Origin of the sequence: Isoptericola sp. NPDC058082, assembly GCF_042885055.1 — a bacterium.
Classification (GTDB): Bacteria; Actinomycetota; Actinomycetes; order Actinomycetales; family Cellulomonadaceae; genus Isoptericola.
The window spans coordinates 403469-422691 of record NZ_JBHVSQ010000001.1; the positions used below are offsets into that span (position 1 = coordinate 403469).

19 protein-coding genes and 1 pseudogene are annotated in these 19223 nt (G+C 74.7%); all 20 read left to right on the forward strand.

Features of this window, described 5'->3' with window-relative positions; genetic code table 11:
• Positions 1–118: 118 nt before the first annotated feature.
• A pseudogene (locus tag ACFVS0_RS01860) lies at positions 119–526 on the forward strand (HIT family protein); the annotation flags it as partial.
• On the forward strand, positions 526–1185 hold the full coding sequence (pgsA, locus tag ACFVS0_RS01865) for a phosphatidylinositol phosphate synthase (RefSeq protein WP_430551195.1): 660 nt from the start codon (positions 526–528) through the stop codon (positions 1183–1185). The pseudogene ACFVS0_RS01860 and the gene pgsA, both read left to right, overlap by 1 nt.
• On the forward strand, positions 1185–2147 hold the full coding sequence (locus ACFVS0_RS01870; RefSeq protein ID WP_430551196.1) for a phosphatidylinositol mannoside acyltransferase: 963 nt from the start codon (positions 1185–1187) through the stop codon (positions 2145–2147). The genes pgsA and ACFVS0_RS01870 overlap by 1 nt, the downstream gene beginning before the upstream one ends.
• Positions 2144–3397 (forward strand): glycosyltransferase family 4 protein, encoded by a 1254-nt coding sequence (locus tag ACFVS0_RS01875; RefSeq protein WP_430586997.1) that lies wholly within the window; start codon positions 2144–2146, stop codon positions 3395–3397. Before ACFVS0_RS01870 ends, ACFVS0_RS01875 begins: the two co-directional genes overlap by 4 nt.
• Positions 3394–3981 (forward strand): hypothetical protein, encoded by a 588-nt coding sequence (locus ACFVS0_RS01880; protein ID WP_430562254.1) that lies wholly within the window; start codon positions 3394–3396, stop codon positions 3979–3981. Before ACFVS0_RS01875 ends, ACFVS0_RS01880 begins: the two co-directional genes overlap by 4 nt.
• A gap of 69 nt (positions 3982–4050) precedes the next feature.
• Positions 4051–4971: a pyridoxal 5'-phosphate synthase lyase subunit PdxS gene (pdxS, locus tag ACFVS0_RS01885; protein ID WP_430551199.1), complete on the forward strand. Its 921-nt coding sequence runs from the start codon at positions 4051–4053 to the stop codon at positions 4969–4971.
• A gap of 12 nt (positions 4972–4983) precedes the next feature.
• Positions 4984–7509 (forward strand): ATP-dependent helicase HrpB, encoded by a 2526-nt coding sequence (gene hrpB / locus ACFVS0_RS01890; RefSeq protein WP_430586998.1) that lies wholly within the window; start codon positions 4984–4986, stop codon positions 7507–7509.
• 193 nt (positions 7510–7702) lie between these two features.
• On the forward strand, positions 7703–8278 hold the full coding sequence (locus tag ACFVS0_RS01895) for an NUDIX hydrolase (RefSeq protein WP_430551201.1): 576 nt from the start codon (positions 7703–7705) through the stop codon (positions 8276–8278).
• A 112-nt stretch (positions 8279–8390) separates the two neighbouring features.
• Positions 8391–8927 carry an alternate-type signal peptide domain-containing protein gene (locus tag ACFVS0_RS01900; protein WP_430551202.1) on the forward strand — a complete coding sequence of 179 codons (537 nt, stop codon included), beginning with the start codon at positions 8391–8393 and terminating at the stop codon, positions 8925–8927.
• Positions 8928–8932: 5 nt separating this feature from the next.
• Entirely contained in the window at positions 8933–9610 is a 678-nt protein-coding gene (locus ACFVS0_RS01905) for a signal peptidase I (protein ID WP_430586999.1), read from the forward strand.
• 203 nt (positions 9611–9813) lie between these two features.
• Positions 9814–10359, forward strand: coding sequence for a hypothetical protein (locus ACFVS0_RS01910; protein WP_430587000.1), 546 nt, complete (start codon positions 9814–9816; stop codon positions 10357–10359).
• Positions 10352–11248 carry a hypothetical protein gene (locus tag ACFVS0_RS01915; RefSeq protein WP_430587001.1) on the forward strand — a complete coding sequence of 299 codons (897 nt, stop codon included), beginning with the start codon at positions 10352–10354 and terminating at the stop codon, positions 11246–11248. The genes ACFVS0_RS01910 and ACFVS0_RS01915 overlap by 8 nt, the downstream gene beginning before the upstream one ends.
• Positions 11249–11308: 60 nt before the next feature.
• Complete coding sequence (gene pdxT, locus ACFVS0_RS01920; protein WP_430584887.1) at positions 11309–11953, forward strand: pyridoxal 5'-phosphate synthase glutaminase subunit PdxT; 645 nt, start codon at positions 11309–11311, stop codon at positions 11951–11953.
• A 7-nt stretch (positions 11954–11960) separates the two neighbouring features.
• Complete coding sequence (locus tag ACFVS0_RS01925) at positions 11961–12719, forward strand: YebC/PmpR family DNA-binding transcriptional regulator (RefSeq protein WP_430551207.1); 759 nt, start codon at positions 11961–11963, stop codon at positions 12717–12719.
• Positions 12720–12830: 111 nt separating this feature from the next.
• Positions 12831–13421 carry a crossover junction endodeoxyribonuclease RuvC gene (gene ruvC / locus ACFVS0_RS01930; RefSeq protein ID WP_430587002.1) on the forward strand — a complete coding sequence of 197 codons (591 nt, stop codon included), beginning with the start codon at positions 12831–12833 and terminating at the stop codon, positions 13419–13421.
• Positions 13422–13545: 124 nt separating this feature from the next.
• Positions 13546–14181 carry a Holliday junction branch migration protein RuvA gene (gene ruvA / locus ACFVS0_RS01935; RefSeq protein WP_430587003.1) on the forward strand — a complete coding sequence of 212 codons (636 nt, stop codon included), beginning with the start codon at positions 13546–13548 and terminating at the stop codon, positions 14179–14181.
• The gene (gene ruvB / locus ACFVS0_RS01940; RefSeq protein ID WP_430551210.1) at positions 14174–15277 is read left to right on the forward strand and encodes a Holliday junction branch migration DNA helicase RuvB; all 1104 of its coding nucleotides are present in this window, start codon (positions 14174–14176) and stop codon (positions 15275–15277) included. Before ruvA ends, ruvB begins: the two co-directional genes overlap by 8 nt.
• A 165-nt stretch (positions 15278–15442) precedes the next feature.
• Positions 15443–15886: a preprotein translocase subunit YajC gene (gene yajC / locus ACFVS0_RS01945; RefSeq protein ID WP_430551211.1), complete on the forward strand. Its 444-nt coding sequence runs from the start codon at positions 15443–15445 to the stop codon at positions 15884–15886.
• 128 nt (positions 15887–16014) lie between these two features.
• Positions 16015–18126: a protein translocase subunit SecD gene (gene secD / locus ACFVS0_RS01950; RefSeq protein WP_430587004.1), complete on the forward strand. Its 2112-nt coding sequence runs from the start codon at positions 16015–16017 to the stop codon at positions 18124–18126.
• Positions 18126–19223, forward strand: coding sequence for a protein translocase subunit SecF (secF, locus tag ACFVS0_RS01955; protein ID WP_430551213.1), 1098 nt, complete (start codon positions 18126–18128; stop codon positions 19221–19223). Before secD ends, secF begins: the two co-directional genes overlap by 1 nt.

Consider the following 19223-nt stretch of genomic DNA (forward strand, 5'->3'; position numbering starts at 1 on the left):
GGGCTGCTTTGGGACCTAGGACAGGGGGGTTTACGTGGGCGGTGAGGAAAACCGTATCGGGGTTTTGGGGAGAGGGTTCTTTTTCTCCGGGCCTTGGGGGGGCAACGCTGATTCCTTCCTTTTCTCCCCCCGCGGGGCGGAGTGCTACGCGGTGCTGAACCTGTACCCGTACAACTCGGGGCACCTCATGGTGCTGCCCTACCGGCACGTGTCCGGATATGTCGACCTCACGGCGTCCGAGACCGCCGAGCTGGCCACGATGACCCAGACGGCGATCCGCACCCTCGGCGCGGTCTACGGACCGGCCGGCTACAACATCGGGATGAACCAGGGCGAGGTCGCGGGCGCCGGCATCGCGGCGCACCTGCACCAGCACGTGGTGCCGCGCTGGCTCGGCGACGCGAACTTCCTGCCCGTCGTCGGGCAGACCAAGGCGCTGCCGGAGCTGCTGGCCGACACACGGGCCCGGCTCGCCGCGGCCTGGCCCGGCGCGGGCACCGCCACCGAGCCCGACGGGGCGCGCTGATGCTCGGCGGCCTGCGGGCGACGATGCAGCGGCTGTTCACCCCGCCCGCGCGGCTGCTCCTGAGGCTCGGGGTGTCGCCGGACGCCGTGACGATCGCGGGCACGGTGGTCGTCGTCGTCCTCGCCCTCACGCTGCTGCCCACCGGGCACGTCCTGCTCGGCGGCGTCCTCATCGGCCTGTTCGCCCTCGCGGACTCGATGGACGGGGTCATGGCGCGCCTGTCGGGCCGCACCGGGCCGTGGGGCGCGTTCCTCGACTCGACCCTCGACCGGATCTCCGACGGCGCCGTGTTCGCGGGCATCACGCTGTGGTTCGTGCTCCACCCGGACCTGCCGCACGCCACGTGGGGGATCGTCGCCTCGCTCGCGTGCCTCGTGCTCGGCTCGGTCGTGCCGTACGCCCGCGCCCGCGCCGAGAGCGTCGGCGCCACCGCCGCCGTCGGGATCGCCGAGCGCACCGACCGGCTCGTGGTCGCCCTTGCGGCCGTCGCGTTCACGCAGGTGGGGCTGCCGGTCCTCGTGACCGAGATCGCGCTGACGCTGCTCGCCTTCGCCAGCCTCGTCACCGTGGTGCAGCGGGTGGCGACCGTGCGGCGTCAGCTCGCCCCGGCGGGGCCCGTCCCGCACGCACCCACCGACCGTCCCGACCCGGAGGCCTGATGCGGATCGACGTCGCCCGCCTGTACACGTTCGCCTGGCGCCACGCGCCGAAGATCCCGGAGCCGGTGCTGCGCGCGGCGTTCACCGCCGTCGCCGACCTCACGTGGCTGCGCCGCACCGAGGGGGTGCGGCGGCTCGAGGCGAACTACGCGCGCGTGCGGCCCGACCTCGACGGGCCCGAGCTGCGCCGCCTCACCCGGGCCGGCATGCGCTCGTACATGCGGTACTTCCGCGAGGCGTTCACCCTGCAGGGGGCCACCGCCGAGCAGATCACCGCCCGCGTGCGCGTGGACGGCTACGAGAACCTCGCCGGACCGGTCGCCGACGGGCAGGGCGTCTCGCTCGCGCTGGCCCACCTGGGCAACTGGGACCTCGCCGGCGCGTACGCGACGCCGCACATCGCCCCCGTGCTCACCGTGGCAGAACGGCTCAAGCCCGAGGAGCTGTTCGTCGAGTTCGTCGAGTTCCGCCGCTCGATCGGCATCGACGTGCTGCCGCTCGGCGACCACGACGTCTTCCGCAACCTCGTCCGCGGGGCCGTGAAGGGCGGGTGCATCGTGCCGCTGCTCGCCGACCGAGACCTCACGTCGTCGGGCGTCGAGGTGGACCTCTGCGGGCACCGCGCCCGCGTCGCCGCGGGGCCGGCCGCGCTGGCGCTCGCGGCCAAGGTCCCGCTCGTGCCGGTGGGGATCACCTACGAGCGGCTCACCGGCGAGCGCCGGCGGGCCGCCGGCACGGCCTGGGGCATCGTGATCCGGTTCTACCCGCCCGTCCCGGTCCCCGACGACTCCGGGCTGCACCGCAAGGAGCGCGTGGCACGCATGACGCAGGGCTGGGTGGACGCGGTCGCCGTCACCCTCCAGGAGTCCACGCAGGACTGGCACATGCTGCAGCGCGTCTTCGTCGACGACCTCGACGCCGAGCGGTACGCGCGCACCAGGGCCGAGGCGGGCGAGGCATGAGCGCCGTCCCCGGCGGCGCCACCGTCGCCGCCCCGGAGCGCCCGCTGCGCGTCGGGATCGTGTGCCCGTACTCGTTCGACGCGCCGGGCGGGGTGCAGTTCCACGTGCGCGACCTCGCGCAGGCGCTGCAGCGTGCCGGGCACGAGGTGTCCGTGCTCGCCCCGGCGGACGACGACACGCCCGTCCCGGAGGTCGTCACCGCGGCCGGCCGGGCGATCCCCGTGCGCTACAACGGCTCGGTCGCCCGACTGACGTTCGGCCCGCGGGCCGCCGCCCGGGTCCGACGGTGGGTCGAGGCGGGCCGGTTCGACGTCGTGCACGTGCACGAGCCGATGGTGCCCAGCCTGTCCATGCTCGCGCTGTGGCAGGCCGACGGGCCCGTCGTGGCCACGTTCCACACGTCGCAGGCGCGCTCGCGGGCGCTGCAGGTCGCGTACCCCCTGCTGCGGCAGTCGCTGGAGAAGATCGCGGCGCGGATCGCCGTCTCCGAGGACGCGCGCCGCACCCTCGTCGACCACATGGGCGGCGACGCCGTCGTCATCCCGAACGGCGTCTACGTCGACACCTTCGCCGCGGCCGTGCCGGACTACCGGTGGCACGGCACCCCCGAGGCGCCGACGATCGCGTTCCTCGGCCGGCTGGACGAGCCGCGCAAGGGCCTCCAGGTGCTCGCCGCGGCCGCCCCGCAGGTGCTCGAGCGCATCCCCGGGGCACGCTTCCTCGTCGCGGGCAAGGGCGACGACGGCCGGGACGACGCCCTCGAGGCGCTCGGCCCGCACGCCGGCTCGTTCGAGTTCCTGGGGGGCGTGAGCGACGAGGACAAGGCGTCGCTGCTCGCGTCGGCGGACCTGTACGTCGCGCCGCAGACGGGCGGCGAGAGCTTCGGCATCGTGCTCGTCGAGGCGATGAGCGCCGGCGCCGGCGTCGTGGCCAGCGACCTGGGGGCGTTCCGCCGGGTGCTCGACGAGGGCGCCGCGGGGCGGCTGTTCCGCACCGGCGAGCCCGACGACCTGGCCCGGACGGTCCTCGAGGCCCTGGGCGACGCCGCCGGCACCCAGGAACGGCGGGACCGGGCCGCGGCGTTCGTGCGCCGGTTCGACTGGTCCGCGGTGACCCAGCAGGTGCTCGCGGTCTACGAGATGGCCGTCGCCGCGGGGGAGGCGCTGGGCTCCCCGGTGGCCCCGTCGCGGACGGAGAGCGCCGTCGGCTGGCTGCGCACCCGGCGCGCCGCAGGAGGTGAGGGAGCATGACCTGGTCCGAGCTCGCGCTCGTCGTCCTCGTCGTCGCGGCGGTCGCGGTCTGGCTCGCCTGGATCTCGGCGTCGCGCCTCGATCGGCAGCACCGCAAGGTGGTCGCGTCACGCATCGCCCTGCAGGCCCAGCTCGCGCGCCGCGCGGGGGCCGCCGTGGACCTGGCCTCCTCGGGGCTGCTCGACCCGGCGGGGGCCGTGCTCGTCGCCGACGCCGCGTTCGCCGCCCTGGAGGACGCGGGCCCGGCGCCGACGCCCGGCGCGGAGCTCGCGCTGGACGGGCTCGGCCTCGACCGCGAGCGGGCCGAGAGCGAGCTCTCCGCGACGCTGCGCTCCGCGCTCGGCGACGACGAGGCGCTGGCGGAGCTGCGTGGGGCGCCCGGCGGCGACGAGCTCGTCGGGCAGCTCGCGGCCGCCTGGTACCGCGCCCAGCTGGCCCGGCGGTTCCACAACGAGGCCGTGGCCCAGGCGCGGCGCGTGCGGCGCACCTGGTACGTGCGCCTGCTGCGGCTGTCGGGGCACGCGGCGCTGCCGCGCACGGTCGAGCTGGACGACCAGATGCCGGAGGGGCTCTCCGCAGCCTGACGCGCGGAACTAGGATGGAAGGCGCGTGACAGCGGTCACGCGTCCTACTGCGACACGAGCGAGGTTGCGTTGAGCGAGACCATCGGCAGCGACGGCCGGATCCCCGCGGGAGAGGTGGGCACCGCCCGCGTCAAGCGCGGCATGGCCGAGATGCTCAAGGGCGGCGTCATCATGGACGTCGTCACGCCCGAGCAGGCGAAGATCGCCGAGGACGCCGGCGCCGTGGCCGTCATGGCCCTCGAGCGGGTGCCCGCCGACATCCGTTCCCAGGGCGGCGTCGCCCGCATGAGCGACCCCGACATGATCGACGGCATCATCGACGCCGTCTCGATCCCCGTGATGGCGAAGGCGCGCATCGGGCACTTCGTCGAGGCGCAGGTGCTGCAGTCCCTGGGCGTCGACTACATCGACGAGTCGGAGGTGCTCACCCCCGCCGACTACGCCAACCACATCGACAAGTGGCAGTTCACCGTGCCGTTCGTGTGCGGTGCCACCAACCTCGGCGAGGCGCTGCGCCGCATCACCGAGGGCGCGGCGATGATCCGCTCCAAGGGCGAGGCCGGCACGGGCGACGTCTCCAACGCGACGACGCACATGCGCCAGATCCGCGCGCAGATCCGCCGCCTGACCTCGCTGCCCGAGGACGAGCTGTTCGTCGCGGCCAAGGAGCTGCAGGCGCCGTACGAGCTCGTGGCCGAGGTCGCGCGCGCCGGGAAGCTCCCGGTCGTGCTGTTCACCGCGGGCGGCATCGCCACCCCGGCGGACGCCGCGATGATGATGCAGCTCGGCGCCGAGGGCGTGTTCGTCGGTTCCGGCATCTTCAAGTCGGGCGACCCCGTCGCGCGGGCGAAGGCGATCGTGCAGGCCACCACGTTCCACGACGACCCGGACGTCCTCGCGAAGGTCTCCCGCGGCCTGGGCGAGGCGATGGTCGGCATCAACGTCGACGAGATCCCCGAGCCGCACCGGCTCGCCGAGCGCGGCTGGTAGGTCCAGCGAGGCGTGCTGCTGCCCGAACCGTCCGTGCCGGGTGCGGACCTGCCTGTCCGGGCGGTCCTGCCCGCCACGGTCGAGGCGGTGCGGTCGCGCGGCACCGCGGTGCTGGTCGCGCCGCCAGGGTCGGGGAAGACGTCGCTGCTGCCGCTGGCGCTGGGCGACGCGCTCGGCGGCACGATCGTCGTCGCCGAGCCGCGACGGATGGCGACCCGCGCGGCTGCCGCGCGGCTGGCGACGCTGGTCGGCGAGCCGCTCGGGCAGCGGATCGGCTACGCGATGCGCGGGGAACGCAGCGGGGGCCGAGGTGTCCGCGTCGAGGTGGTGACCACCGGGCTCCTCGTCCGGCGCCTGCAGCAGGACCCGGAGCTCCCCGGGGTCGCCGCGATCGTGATCGACGAGTGTCACGAGCGGCACCTGGACGCCGATCTGCTGCTCGCGCTCTGCGTCGACGTCCGCGCGAACCTTCGGGACGACCTGGCGATCGTCGCGACGTCGGCCACCGCGGACACGGTCCGGCTGAGCCGCGCGCTGGGCCCCGACGTCCCGGCGCCCGTGATCACCGCGTCCGCGGCGCAGTTCGACGTGGCGACCGAGTGGGTCCCACCACCGGTCCCCGCGCCGCTGCTGCCCGGTGGGCGGGTCGACCCGCGCCTGCTGGACCACGTCGCGACCGTCGTCCGGCGCGCGCTGACCGAGAACGACGGCGACGTCCTCGTCTTCGTCCCGGGCGAGGGCGAGATCGCCGCGATGACCCGCCGGCTGGCCGGCCAGAACGTCCTGCCGTTGTTCGGCCGCCAGTCCCGGGCCGAGCAGGACCGCGCGCTGGCTCCGTCCGCCACGCGCCGGATCGTGGTCACGACGTCGGTCGCGGAGAGCTCGCTCACCGTGCCCGGAGTCAGGGTCGTGGTCGACGCGGGCCTGGCCCGGGAGCCGCGGACCGACCAGTCCCGTGGCCTCGGTGCGCTGGTCACGTGCCGGGTCTCGAGGTCGTCGGCCGACCAACGAGCGGGTCGCGCCGGGCGCGAGGCGCCCGGCCGCGTCTACCGGTGCTGGTCCGCCACCGACCACGCCCGGCTCGACGATCATGCGGCGCCGGAGATCGCGACCGCCGACCTGGCGTCCTTCGCGCTCGACCTCGCGGCGTGGGGTGCGCCCGGCGGCGCTGGCCTGACCCTGCTCGAGGCGCCGCCGGTGGCGGCGATGTCCGCGGCCACCGAGCTGCTGCGCCGCGTCGAGGCCGTGGACGACGCAGGACGGATCACCGAGCGCGGCCGGCGGATGGCGGCGATCGGGGCGCATCCCCGGCTGGCCCGGGCGTTGCTGGACGGGGCGCCGCGGGTCGGCGCCGACCGGGCGCGCGAGGTCGTCGCCATGCTCTCGGACGACTCCGGCCGCGGCTCCGGCGACGACCTGCCGGCGCGCTGGCGAGCCCTGCGCCGTGGTGAGGACCGCGCGGCCACGGCCCGCTGGCGCGAAGAGACGAAGCGCCTCGGCCGGGGCGCGACGACGGGCGACCCCCCAGGTGGGCGGGCTGGTCGGGAGACCCGCGAGGTACCGGACGACCTCGCCGCGGGGATCGTGGTGGGGCTGGCGTACCCCGACCGCATCGCCCGGGCCCGCGGGACGGACTCGACGACCTACCAGATGTCCGGTGGCACGGGAGCTGCCCTGGACCCGCAGTCGCCGTGGCGGACCACGACCTGGCTGGCGATCGCGGTCGCCGACCGGGCGCCCGGTCGCGCCGACGCCAGGATCCGTTCCGCGGCACCGATCGACGAGCAGACCGCCCGCGACGTCGCCGGCGACCTGGTCACGACCACCGACCGGATCCGGTGGGACGACGGCCGAGTCGTGACGCGACGCGTCGAGGCGCTCGGCGCGATCGTGCTGAACGACGTCCCGCTGGCGAACCCCGACCCGCTGCTCGTGCAGGCGGCCGTCCGTGACGGCATCCGGTGCAGCGGCCTGTCCGTGCTGCGCTGGTCGGAGGCGGCGCTCGCTCTGCGCGAGCGGCTCGCGTTCTGCCACGCCCACCTCGGCGCCCCGTGGCCCGCGGTCGACGACGAAGCGCTGCTGGGCGGGCTCGACGGCTGGCTGGGCGCCGAGCTCGCCTCGGTGCGAGGCGCGCGCGATCTGGCCCGCATCGACGTGGCCTCGGCGCTCCGGCGGCTGCTGCCCTGGCCCGCCGCAGGCCGGTTCGGCGAGCTCGCACCGGAGCGGCTCCAGGTCCCGTCGGGCACGCAGGTCCGGCTCGCGTACGACGGTGTCGAGCCACCGGTCCTCGCGGTGAAGCTGCAGGAGGTGTTCGGCTGGGCCGCTGCTCCGGCGGTCGCGGACGGTCGTGTCCCGGTCGTGCTGCACCTGCTGTCGCCCGCACGACGTCCGGTCGCGATCACCAGCGATCTCGCCTCCTTCTGGAAGCAGGGCTATCCCCGGGTCCGGGCCGACCTGCGAGCCCGCTACCCCCGCCATCCGTGGCCGGAGGATCCCCTCACCGCCCTCCCGACCGCACGGGTCAAGCCTCGCCGGTGAGTCGGGGTGCGACCTGATCACGTCGGTCGCGGTGACCGGCGACAGCGTGCCGGGAGCGGCCGTGCCGGTGGCTGGTTCGTGGGGTGCTCGTGGCTAGCATGGGCCTCATGGATGCACGTTCCCCGTCACTCGTGAACCACGGCATCGACGTCGAGGCCGAGCCGGCGCCCGTGCGCCTGGTGGAGCGGGGCTGGTGACGCCGGCCCTCGGGGACGACTGGGCGGTCGGGCCGGACGGGCTGCGGCAGCGGCGCGCCGCGCGAGTGATCGTGCTGGACGACGCGGACCGGGTGCTGCTGGTGCGCGGGCACGACTCCGACCAGCCGGAGCGCTCGTGGTGGTTCACCGTCGGCGGCGGCATCGACGACGGCGAGAGCGAGGTCGACGCCGCCCTGCGCGAGCTGCGCGAGGAGGCGGGGCTGGCTCTCGCCCCCGGCGACCTCGTGGGCCCGGTGCTGACCCGCGACGCGTTCTTCCACTTCTTCGCGGAGACGTGCCGCCAGCAGGAGGTCTTCTTCCTGGCACGCGTGGACGGCGGCCACCGGCCCACCGACGACGGGTGGACGGCGGAGGAGCGGGACGTGCTCGACGAGATGCGCTGGCTGACCACGGCCGAGCTGCGCGCCGAGACGCGCGAGATCTTCCCGACCACCTTGCCGGACGTCGTCGACGCCCTGGCCCGCGGGTGGGACGGCACCGTGCGCCACCTCGGGGTCCAGCACGACGACGAGCCGTCCGACCCGGAGGAGCTCGGCACCCCCGCGCCGTGACCACCGGACGCACGACGCGCGCCCCGGGCATCCGTTGGTTACCGTCGATGTGAGGCGCGTCACGCACGACGGGTGCGGTCGCGCGTGACCGGCACCGACGGGGGGCGTCGACGTGAACCGACTGACGAAGGCTGCGATCGCCGTGGGAGGTGCCGCGGTCCTGCTGGTCGGCGGCGCCCAGACGATCGCGTACTGGACCGCCGAGGGCACCTCCACGGGCACCGACGTGTCCGCGGGCACCCTCACGATGACCGACGGCGCCTGCGGGGAGTGGACCCTCGACGGGGGCGGGGCGGTGACGGACGGCATCGTGCCGGGTGACACCGTGACCACCACCTGCGCACTGACCGTCGGCGGCACCGGCGACCACCTCGCGCTGGGCGAGATCACCGTCTCGTCGCCGACGTGGGGCGAGGACAACGCCCTGACGGCGGCGCTCGACCTCAGCCTGACCGAGGCGACCCTGGGTGGTGAGACGCTGACCCTCCCGCTGACGGACCCCGTCCCGGTCGGGGCGTCGGACGAGCTCGTGGTCAACCTCGAGGCGGCGTTCGACACGGCGGCCGGGAACGACACGCAGGCGCTGACCGCCGCGCTCGAGGACGTCACGGTCCAGGTCACGCAGGCGCACGTCGTCCCGACGCCCTGAGCGCCGTGGCGCCGGCACGCCCGCGCCCGGGCACCGTGCGGCGCGCGCTCGGGCGCGTGCTCGCCGGTGTCGTGCTGCTGGTCGCCGGTGGGGCGTTGCTGCTCGTGGTCGTCGTCCCCCGCCTCGGGGGCGCGACGCCGTACGGCGTGGCGACCGGGTCGATGCGGCCCGCTCTCGACGTCGGCACGCTCGTGGTGGCGCGTCCCGCCGACGTCGAGAGCATCACCACCGGACAGGTGGTCACCTACCAGCTGCGCTCCGGTGACCCGACGGTCGTGACCCATCGCGTCGTCGGGCTGGGCACGACGGCCGGCGGTGAACGTACCCTGCTCACGCAGGGGGACGCGAACGACGTCGCCGACGCGCAGCCAGTACGTGACGTGCAGGTGCGGGGCGTGCTCTGGTACGCCGTGCCGCAGCTCGGCCGCGTCATGGGCGTGGGATCGCCGCAGCAGCGGCAGGTGATCACGACCGCCGCGGCCGTCGGCCTGCTCGGGTACGCCGGATGGCTCGTCGCAGGGGAGGCCCGGGAGCGGCGCTCCCGGAGGGGCGAGGGGCCGTCGCCGGGCCTGGAGACCTGGTGGCCGGAGCAGGTGTCGCCGCCCGGCGCGTCACGTGCCGTCGAGCCCTCCGCGGAGCCTTCCTCGGGGGAGCCTCTCTCGGGCCGGGAGCCGGTGCGGTGAGCGGAGCCCGCGAGGTCCCGTCCCCGCCTCGACCTCGTCGCCGCGGGTGGGCGGCGACTCCCGCGCGCCCGCTGGCGGCCGTCCTGGCCTCGGGCGCGTTCCTCCTCCCGGTCGCCCCGGCCGCGGCCGGCGTCGTCCCCGTCGCGGGAGGGGGAACGGGAGGAAACGCGGGAGGGGACCCCGACGGAGGCGTCGCGCTCAGCGTGGACGGCCGCGAGTGGTCGGACGACCTGAAGGTGCCGCTGTTCGAGGCCTCGCCGTGGGTGCCGGGGGAGACGCGGCGCTCGGTGCTGCTGGTGCGCAACGACGGTCGCGGCACGGCCGACGGTCAGGTGGCCGTGGCCCTGGGGGCGGGGACGGGCGACGGGGCCGGGGCGCTCGCCGACGCCCTGCGCGTCCGGGTGCGCCCCGCGGGCGACCCGTGGACCGCCACCGGGCGGCCGGTGCCCGTGCGGCTCACGGAGTCCGAGGTGCTCCCGGTGTCGCTCGAGGTGACCCTCGCTGCGTCGGCGGGCGACGACACCCAGGGCGCGACCGTGCCTCTCGACGTCGTGGTGACCCTCGTGGGCGACGCGCCGACGGGCGACCGCCCACGCGACGAGCCGGCGCCGGACGACGACGCGCGTGCCGCCGCCCTCCCGCGCACCGGCGGGTCCCCGGCGCTGCCGCTGCTGGCCGCGGCCGGCGCGGTCCTGCTGGGCGCGCTGCTGCGGTGGGCGGCCGCGGCGAGGGAGGGGCGTCGTGGTTGAACGGTTCGGCCGGCGCCCGGCGGGGATGCGCCGGGTCGCGGTCCTGGCGGTGGTGGCGCTCGTCGGCGTGCTCGCGGGCGGCGGGGTCGCGTGGGCCTGGTGGCAGGGGGAGGCCACGGCGACGGCCCCGACGTCAGCCCTCCGGGCCGGCGCCGTCGACGTCCAGGTCGTCGGGCTCGGCAACGAGCTCGTCGGTCGTGGCGGCAGCGTCACGGCGACCGCGCTGGGGCTCACCGGGGCCGTGCCGGGGTCCGGCGACTCCGAGATCATCACGGTGCGCAACGGCGGCTCGCGGCCGACGACGGTGACCGCCACGCCGACGCGGACCGGGACCCTGGGCACGTCGTTCACCACCAGCGCGTCGTTCGGCGCCGCCGACACCGGGACGGGGTGCGGCACGGGCAACGGCACCTCCACGACCATCCCCGCGGGAGGGACGGCCGCGCTGTGCGTGACCGTCGCGCTCTCCGCGTCGGCGCCGTCGTCGGTGCAGGGGCAGGCAGGCGGGGTGTCCGTCGCGCTCGCGGCCTCGCTCGGGGGCACGGCGTGGACCGACACAGGCACGGTCGTCAGCGGCGCCGTGAGCGCGGCGACCGTCCCCGCTCCCACCCTCTCGTGCGGCGCGCTCGGTCTGGTGTCCGTCACGTTCAACTGGACGGCGGTCGCCAACGCGACCCGGTACCAGTTCACCTTCGGCCCTGCCGCCACGCCGACCACCGTGCAGGTCCCCGCCGGCACCACCGCCTACCAGGTGACCGGCGTCGCGACGAACGCCACGGCACGGGTGCGCGCCGAGCGGGTCTTCACGGGCAACGTCGTGTGGACGTCCGTGTCGTCGAACACCCGCACCTACAACATCGCCCTCGGCCTGATCGGGACGTGCGCCTGATCGGGACGTGCGCCTGAGCGGCCGTCGGCCGGGCGGTTCCGTGGCCCCTACACTTCCCCGGTGACCACGACGATCGGAGTCCTCGCCCTGCAGGGCGACGTGCGCGAGCACGCCGCGGCGCTCGAGCAGGCGGGGGCGCGCGCGGTGAGCGTGCGGCGCCCGTCCGAGCTGGACGCCGTCGACGGGCTCGTCCTGCCCGGTGGGGAGTCGACGACGATCGACAAGCTGCTGCGGCTCTTCGAGCTCGCCGACCCGCTGCGGCGGCTGATCGGCGAGGGTCTGCCGGTGTTCGGCTCGTGCGCGGGCATGATCCTGCTCGCCGACCGCATCGAGGGCGGTACCGCCGACCAGCGCACGCTGGGCGGGATGGACGTCGTCGTGCGGCGCAACGCGTTCGGCCGCCAGGTGGACTCGTTCGAGGCGGACCTGCAGGTCGAGGGCGTCTCGGACGCACCGGGCGGCCGCCCGGTGCGCACCGCGTTCATCCGCGCGCCGTGGGTCGAGGAGGCGGGGCCGGACGTCGAGGTGCTCGCCCGCATCCCCGACCGCTGGGCGGACGGCTCCGCGGTGGGGCCCGCCGCCGGTAAGATCGTCGCAGCACGTCAGGGACGGCTGCTCGCCACCGCGTTCCACCCGGAGATCACGGGGGACGCGCGGGTGCACGGGCTGTTCGTCCGGATCGTCCAAGCATCGCGAAGGAGTTAGGGAGCGCATGTCAGGTCACTCCAAGTGGGCCACGACCAAGCACAAGAAGGCGGCGATCGACGCCAAGCGCGGCAAGCTTTTCGCGAAGCTGATCAAGAACATCGAGGTCGCCGCGCGCACGGGTGGCGGCGACCCTGCCGGCAACCCCACGCTGTTCGACGCCATCCAGAAGGCCAAGAAGTCGTCCGTCCCGAACGACAACATCGACCGGGCCCTCAAGCGCGGCTCCGGCGAGGGCGCCGACGCCGTCGACTACCAGACGATCATGTACGAGGGCTACGGCGCGAACGGCATCGCCGTCCTCGTCGAGTGCCTCACGGACAACAAGAACCGCGCCGCCTCCGAGGTGCGCCTCGCGTTCTCCCGCAACGGCGGCAACCTGGCCGACCCGGGCTCCGTGTCGTACCTGTTCTCCCGCAAGGGCCTCGTCGTCGTGCCCAAGGCCGACGGCGTCACCGAGGACGACGTGATGCTCGCCGCCCTCGACGCCGGTGCCGAGGACGTGAGCGACGAGGGCGAGGCCTTCGAGGTGCTCTGCGAGGCCACCGACCTCGTCGCGGTCCGCTCCGCCATCCAGGAGGCGGGCCTCGAGTACGACTCCGCCGACTCCATCTGGCACCCGTCCATGGAGGTCGAGGTCGACGTCGAGGGCGCACGCAAGATCCTGCGGCTCATCGACGCCCTCGAGGACAGCGACGACGTGCAGAACGTCTACGCGAACTTCGACGCCTCCGACGAGGTCATGGCGGCCCTCGACGAGGACTGAGCCCCCCTGGGCGGGTCCCTGAGCCGCCGAGGTCGTTCCCGATCCCGCGAGGTAGGACCTGCCTCGGCGTATCTCGGACCCCCTCGGCCCGCCGCGTGAGAGGGTGACGACGTGCGCGTGCTGGGGGTGGATCCGGGGCTGACCCGGTGCGGTGTCGGCGTCGTCGACTCGCTGCCGGGACGGCGGGCGCGGCTCGTCGACGTGGGTGTGGTGGGCAGCGACCCCGCCACGAGCATCGACCTGCGGCTGCTGCACGTCGCCGCCGGGCTGGACGAGTGGCTCGACCGGCACGTGCCCGACGTCGTGGCCGTCGAGCGGGTGTTCGCCCAGCACAACCTGGGCACCGTCATGGGCACGGCCCAGGTGGCGGGTCTGGCGATGGTCGCGGCCGCGCGCCGCGGCATCCCCGTGGCGATGCACACGCCGAGCGAGGTGAAGGCCGCCGTGACGGGCTCCGGCCGCGCGGGCAAGGAGCAGGTGCAGCGCATGATCGCGCGCATCCTCGGGCTCGACGACCTGCCGCGACCCGCCGACGCGGCCGACGCGCTCGCCCTCGCCGTGACCCACCTCTGGCGCCCGGCGGGCGCGCTCCAGGGCGGCGAGCGACACGAGCTCACCCCCGCGCAGCGCGCCTGGGCCGCGGCCGAGCAGTCGGCCCGCAAGGGCAAGCACCGCGGGGCGCCGTCCCGCACCCCGCGCTGACGGGCTGCCGCTCCCGGTCGATGCTCGTTCCGCTCGTGTCGCGGCCGACGGCGTCGGCGCCCGTTGTTACAGTGACGCCTCGTACGGGTGTTCGACACCAGACCGGCTCGACGGAAGGACCACGGTGATCGCCTCCCTGACCGGCACGGTCACGCACGTGACGCTGGAGCGGGCCGTGCTCGACGTCGGCGGGGTCGGGTACCTCGTGCACGCCACCCCGGGAACCCTGGCCGGCCTCCGGGTGGGGGAGCGGGCGCAGCTGCACACCACGCTCGTCGTCCGCGAGGACTCGATGACCGTTTTCGGCTTCGCCGAGGCGGACGAGCGCGAGGTGTTCGAGACGGCGCAGTCGGTCTCGGGCGTCGGCCCGCGCATCGCGCTCGCCATGCTCGCCGTGCTGACCCCCGACGCGCTGCGGCGCGCCGTCGCGTCCGAGGACCTCGCGGCGCTGCGGCGCATCCCCGGCGTCGGCCCCAAGAGCGCCCAGCGCCTCGTGCTCGAGCTGTCCGGCAAGCTGGGCGCACCGACCTCTGCCGCCACCGGCGCCGCCGTCCCCGATGCGCCGCCGGTCGCGGTGGGAGACCCGGCGCGCGACCAGGTGGTCGAGGCGCTCGTGGGCCTGGGCTGGGCCGCCAAGGTCGCCCAGGACACCGTCGACCGCGTCCTCGCGGACGCCGGTGACGGGGCAGCCGACGGCCCGGTCGACGTCGCCGCCACGCTGCGGGCGGCGCTGCGCTCCCTGGGCGGCCGGCGTGGCTGAGCCGCTGGAGCCGGAGTACGGCGGCGAGCGGCTCGTCACCTCCTCGGCCGACGACGTCGAGCGCGCGGCCGAGGCGGCGCTGCGGCCCAAGAAGCTGGACGAGTTCGTCGGGCAGCGGGTGGTCCGTGACCAGCTCTCCCTGGTGCTCCAGGCGGCGCTCGCGCGGGACGCGTCTCCCGACCACGTGCTGCTGTCGGGGCCTCCCGGGCTCGGCAAGACGACGCTGGCGATGATCATCGCCGCGGAGCTCGGCACGTCGCTGCGGGTCACGAGCGGCCCGGCGATCCAGCACGCGGGCGACCTGGCGGCGGTGCTCTCCTCGCTCGAGGAGGGCGAGGTCCTCTTCATCGACGAGATCCACCGGCTGGCCCGTCCGGCGGAGGAGCTGCTGTACGTCGCGATGGAGGACTTCCGCGTCGACGTCGTCGTCGGCAAGGGGGCGGGGGCGAGCGCGATCCCGCTGGCGCTGCCTCCGTTCACCGTCGTCGGCGCGACGACGCGGTCCGGCCTGCTGCCGGCCCCGTTGCGGGACCGTTTCGGGTTCACGGGGCACCTCGACTTCTACGACGCCGCCGAGCTGGAGCGCGTCATCATCCGGTCCGCCGGGCTGCTGGGCGTGGACATCCAGCACGCGGCCGCGCACGAGATCGCCGGCCGCTCGCGCGGCACGCCCCGCATCGCGAACCGGCTGCTGCGCCGCGTGCGCGACTGGGCGCAGGTGCGCGGGGACGGCAGCCTCGACCTGCGGGCGGCCCGGGCCGCGCTGGAGGTCTACGAGGTCGACCCGATCGGCCTGGACCGCCTGGACCGCGCCGTCCTCGACGCCGTCTGCCGCCGGTTCGGCGGCGGGCCCGTGGGCCTGGGCACCCTCGCGATGACCGTGGGGGAGGAGCCGGACACCGTGGAGACGGTCGCGGAGCCCTACCTCGTCCGCGAGGGGCTCCTGGGCCGTACGCCGCGCGGCCGGGTCGCGACGCAGGCCGCCTGGGAGCACCTCGGGCTCGAGCCGCCGCCCGGGGCGTGGGGAGCCCCGCTCGGGGGGACGCTGTTCGACGGGTCCGGCGCCGCCGACGGGGACGCCGGGACGCCCCAGTAGACTGGGAGAGCCCCCTGCCGCCGACGGCCCGGGGCCGGAACTCGACGGGTGCCGTGCTCGTTGGGGGCCGTGTGCGCAGGATCCTGCGCCGGCGCGCCGACCGGTGCGCCCCGACGCCCGGCAGTCGGTCGACGACCGTCGGGCAGCGACAGACAAGGACGCTCCGTGGAACTCATCATCCTCTTCGTGGTCCTCGCCGGCCTCATGTTCTTCATGAGCCAGCGGACGCGCAAGCAGCAGAAGCAGCAGGCCGAGTTCCGGTCGCAGCTCGCGCCGGGCCAGGAGGTCATGACCGGTTCGGGACTGTTCGGCACGGTCGTGGAGATCGACGAGGCGGCCGACACGGTCACCATCGAGACGGTCCCCGGCGGCGCGCAGACCCGCTGGCTGCGCGCGGCCATCGCCAAGCGCGTCGACACGCCGGTCGAGGAGCCCGTGGACGAGGCCGACGAGACCGAGGTCACAACCGACTCCTCCGCGACCGGTACGATCACCTCCGGCGACGGTCACATCGACGTCCCCGACGACCTGTCGAGCCTGGACACCGCGCAGCGGGAGTACCGGGAGCAGCAGCGTCGCGACGAGGGCGAGACCGGCACCACGAAGTGACAGCACCAGCGACATGGGACGGCGGGCGCTCGCGCCCGTCGGCCTGACGACGCGCCGGTCGGGGTGATCCCGGCCGGCGCCATCACGCGTCGGCCCCGCGGCGGCGCGCAGACGGGAAGAGACAGAAGTTGGCGAACTCACGCACGAAGCGGTCGCGTCCGGTACGCACCCTCGTGGTCTTCACGATCCTGACGATCGTCCTGCCGTTCCTCGCCCTCGGCGCCGGCGTCTTCTGGGACGCCAAGTCCGACGCCAACCCGGACGGCGCGAGCTGGGCCCCGGGGCTGGCGCTCGACCTGCAGGGCGGCACGCAGCTGATCCTGAAGGCGGACACCACCGACGGGTCGCAGGTCACGTCGGAGACGATCGACGAGTCGATCAACGTCATCCGCCAGCGCATCGACTCCTCGGGCGTCTCCGAGGCGGAGATCACCGCCCAGGGACAGAACAACATCGTCGTGGGCATCCCCGGCGAGGTGTCGCAGGAGACCATCGACCTCATCTCGCAGCCGGCGCAGATGCGCTTCCGCCCCGTCCTGACGTACGCCGCGGGCACGCCGACCCCCGAGCCGTCCGCGTCCCCCAGCGCCGACGCCGGTGACGCGGCCGACGGCGCCACCGACGAGAGCGCCACCGACGAGAACGCGGCGGACGAGGACGCTTCCGGGGACAGCCCGAGCGGCAAGGGCGCGGGCGCGCCGCTGTCCGTCCCGGCGGACGTCGACCCGTCGGCCACGCCGACCGCCACCGCGACCTCCGGCGACGACGCCGACCCGTCCCCGACGGCGACCGACGGGACCGAGGCGGGCGAGGACGCCGCCGCGGCGTCCGACCCGAGCGACCTGGCGCAGATCACGCCGGAGATCCAGAAGCAGTTCGAGGAGCTCGACTGCACCGACCCCGCGAACCTCAAGGGTGGCGGCGGGGACGACCCGGACAAGCCGCTGGTGACCTGCGGCGAGCAGGACGGGATGAAGTACATCCTCGGCCCGATGGAGGTCGACGGCGTGCACATCGCGTCGGCGAGCTCCGGCCTGGTCCCGGGCGCGAACGGCACCACCACCAACGAGTGGGGCGTCTTCCTCAACTTCGACTCCGTGGGGACCGACGAGTTCCGCGAGACCACGACCCGCCTGCAGGGCCTCGAGGCGCCGCGCAACCAGTTCGCCATCGTCCTCGACGGGCTCGTCGTCTCGGCGCCGTCCCTGTCCCCGGGCACGATCATCTCGAACGGCCAGGCGACCATCTCCGGCTCGTTCACCCGGGACACCGCCGCGACGCTCGCCAACCAGCTGAGCTTCGGCGCGCTGCCCGTGCAGTACACGGTCGAGAGCCAGGAGGTCATCTCCGCGACCCTCGGCTCCGAGCAGCTGCGCAACGGTCTGATCGCCGGCCTCATCGGTCTCGCGCTGGTCGTCGTGTACTCGCTGCTGCAGTACCGCACGCTCGGCCTGCTGACGGTCGCGTCGCTGGTGGTCGCCGGCGTCATCACGTACGTGTCGATCGCCCTGCTCTCCTGGGGGATGGGCTACCGGCTGTCGCTCGCGGGCGTCGCCGGCCTCATCGTCGCCATCGGCTTCACGGCGGACTCGTTCATCGTGTACTTCGAACGCATCCGTGACGAGCTGCGCGACGGGCGCACGCTGGCCTACGCCGTCGAGCGCGGCTGGGCCCGTGCCCGGCGTACGGTCCTCGCCGCCAAGGCCGTCAACCTGATCTCCGCGATCATCCTGTACTTCCTCGCCGTCGGCGGCGTCCAGGGCTTCGCGTTCACCCTGGGTCTGACGACCATCATCGACGTCGCGGTCGTCTTCTGGTTCACGCACCCGATGATGGAGGTCATCACCAAGGTCCCGTTCTTCCGGGACGGCCACCTCTGGTCCGGCCTGTCGCCCGAGCGGCTGCGCGCGGGCTCCGGCCCGCGGTACGCGGGCGCCGGGCGCGTGCGGATGCCGCAGCCCGCCGTGGCGGGCGCCGCGGCCGCCGCCGAGGTCCCGGACGACGCCGGGGCGTCGAGCGAGCGCGTGACGCCGGAGCCCGTGCACAGCGGCGCGCGTCAGGCGCCCGCGGCCCCCGTGACGGACGCCTCCGGGCGCCGGCTGACGATCGCCGAGCGCCGCGCGGCGGAGCGTCGGGCGGCCGCCGAGGAGGCGGACCCGGGGCCCGGCGCAGGACCGGACGACGGATCGCCCTCGGCGACCGGTGAGAACCCCTCTGGCACGAACGAGGAGAGCCGCTGATGGCCGGCATGAACTTCGCCCAGTGGGGCAACGACCTGTACACGGGCCGTCGGTCCTACCCGATCGTGCAGCGCCGCCGGCGCTGGTTCACGGTGGCGGGCGTCCTCGCGGTCGCGTCGATCGCGGTGATCCTCATCAAGGGCCTCACGCTCGGCATCGACTTCCGCGGCGGCACGGAGTTCACGGTCAACGACGTGACCTCCACCGAGCAGCAGGTGGCGATCGACACCGTGCACGAGGTGCTCCCGAACGAGGAGCCCCGCGTCGCGATCGTCGGCGGCTCGGCGGTGCGTGTCCAGACCGAGGAGGTCACGCCGGAGCAGGAGGCCGCCCTGGTCACGGGGCTCGCCACCGCCTACGGCGTCGACGAGTCCGCCGTGACGACGTCCTTCGTCGGCCCCACCTGGGGCGCCGGCGTCTCGATGCGCGCGCTGTGGGGCACCGTGGTGTTCGTCGTCGCCGCCGCGCTCTTCATGGCCGTGTACTTCCGTGCCTGGCGGATGTCCGTGGCGGCGATCGTCGCGATGCTCGCGGACCTGCTCATCTCCGCCGGCGTCTACGCGGCGATCGGCTGGGAGGTCACGCCGTCGACCATCATCGGCTTCCTGACGATCCTCGGCTTCTCGCTGTACGACAAGATGGTCGTGTTCGACAAGGTCCGCGAGAACACGGCGGACGTGCTCACGCAGACCCGCAGCACGTACGCCGAGCGGGCCAACCTCGCCGTGAACCAGACGCTGGTGCGGTCGATCAACACCTCCGTCGTGGCGCTCCTGCCGGTGGCGAGCATCCTGTTCGTCGGTGCGTTCCTGCTGGGCGCGGGCACCCTGCGCGACCTGTCGCTGTCGCTGTTCGTGGGCATCGCCGTCGGTGCGGCGTCGTCGCTCTTCCTCGCGACGCCGCTCGACGTCTCCCTGCGTGAGCGCGAGCCGAAGATCGCCGCGCACACGAAGGGCGTCCTCGAGGAGCGTGCCGGCCTGGTCGCCGAGGGCGGCCACGACGCCGAGGTCGCGGCGTACACGACCGGGTCCGCGCAGCTGATCCCGGGCCAGCACCAGGGCAACCGTGCCCAGCCGCGCCGCAAGCGCGGCCACTGA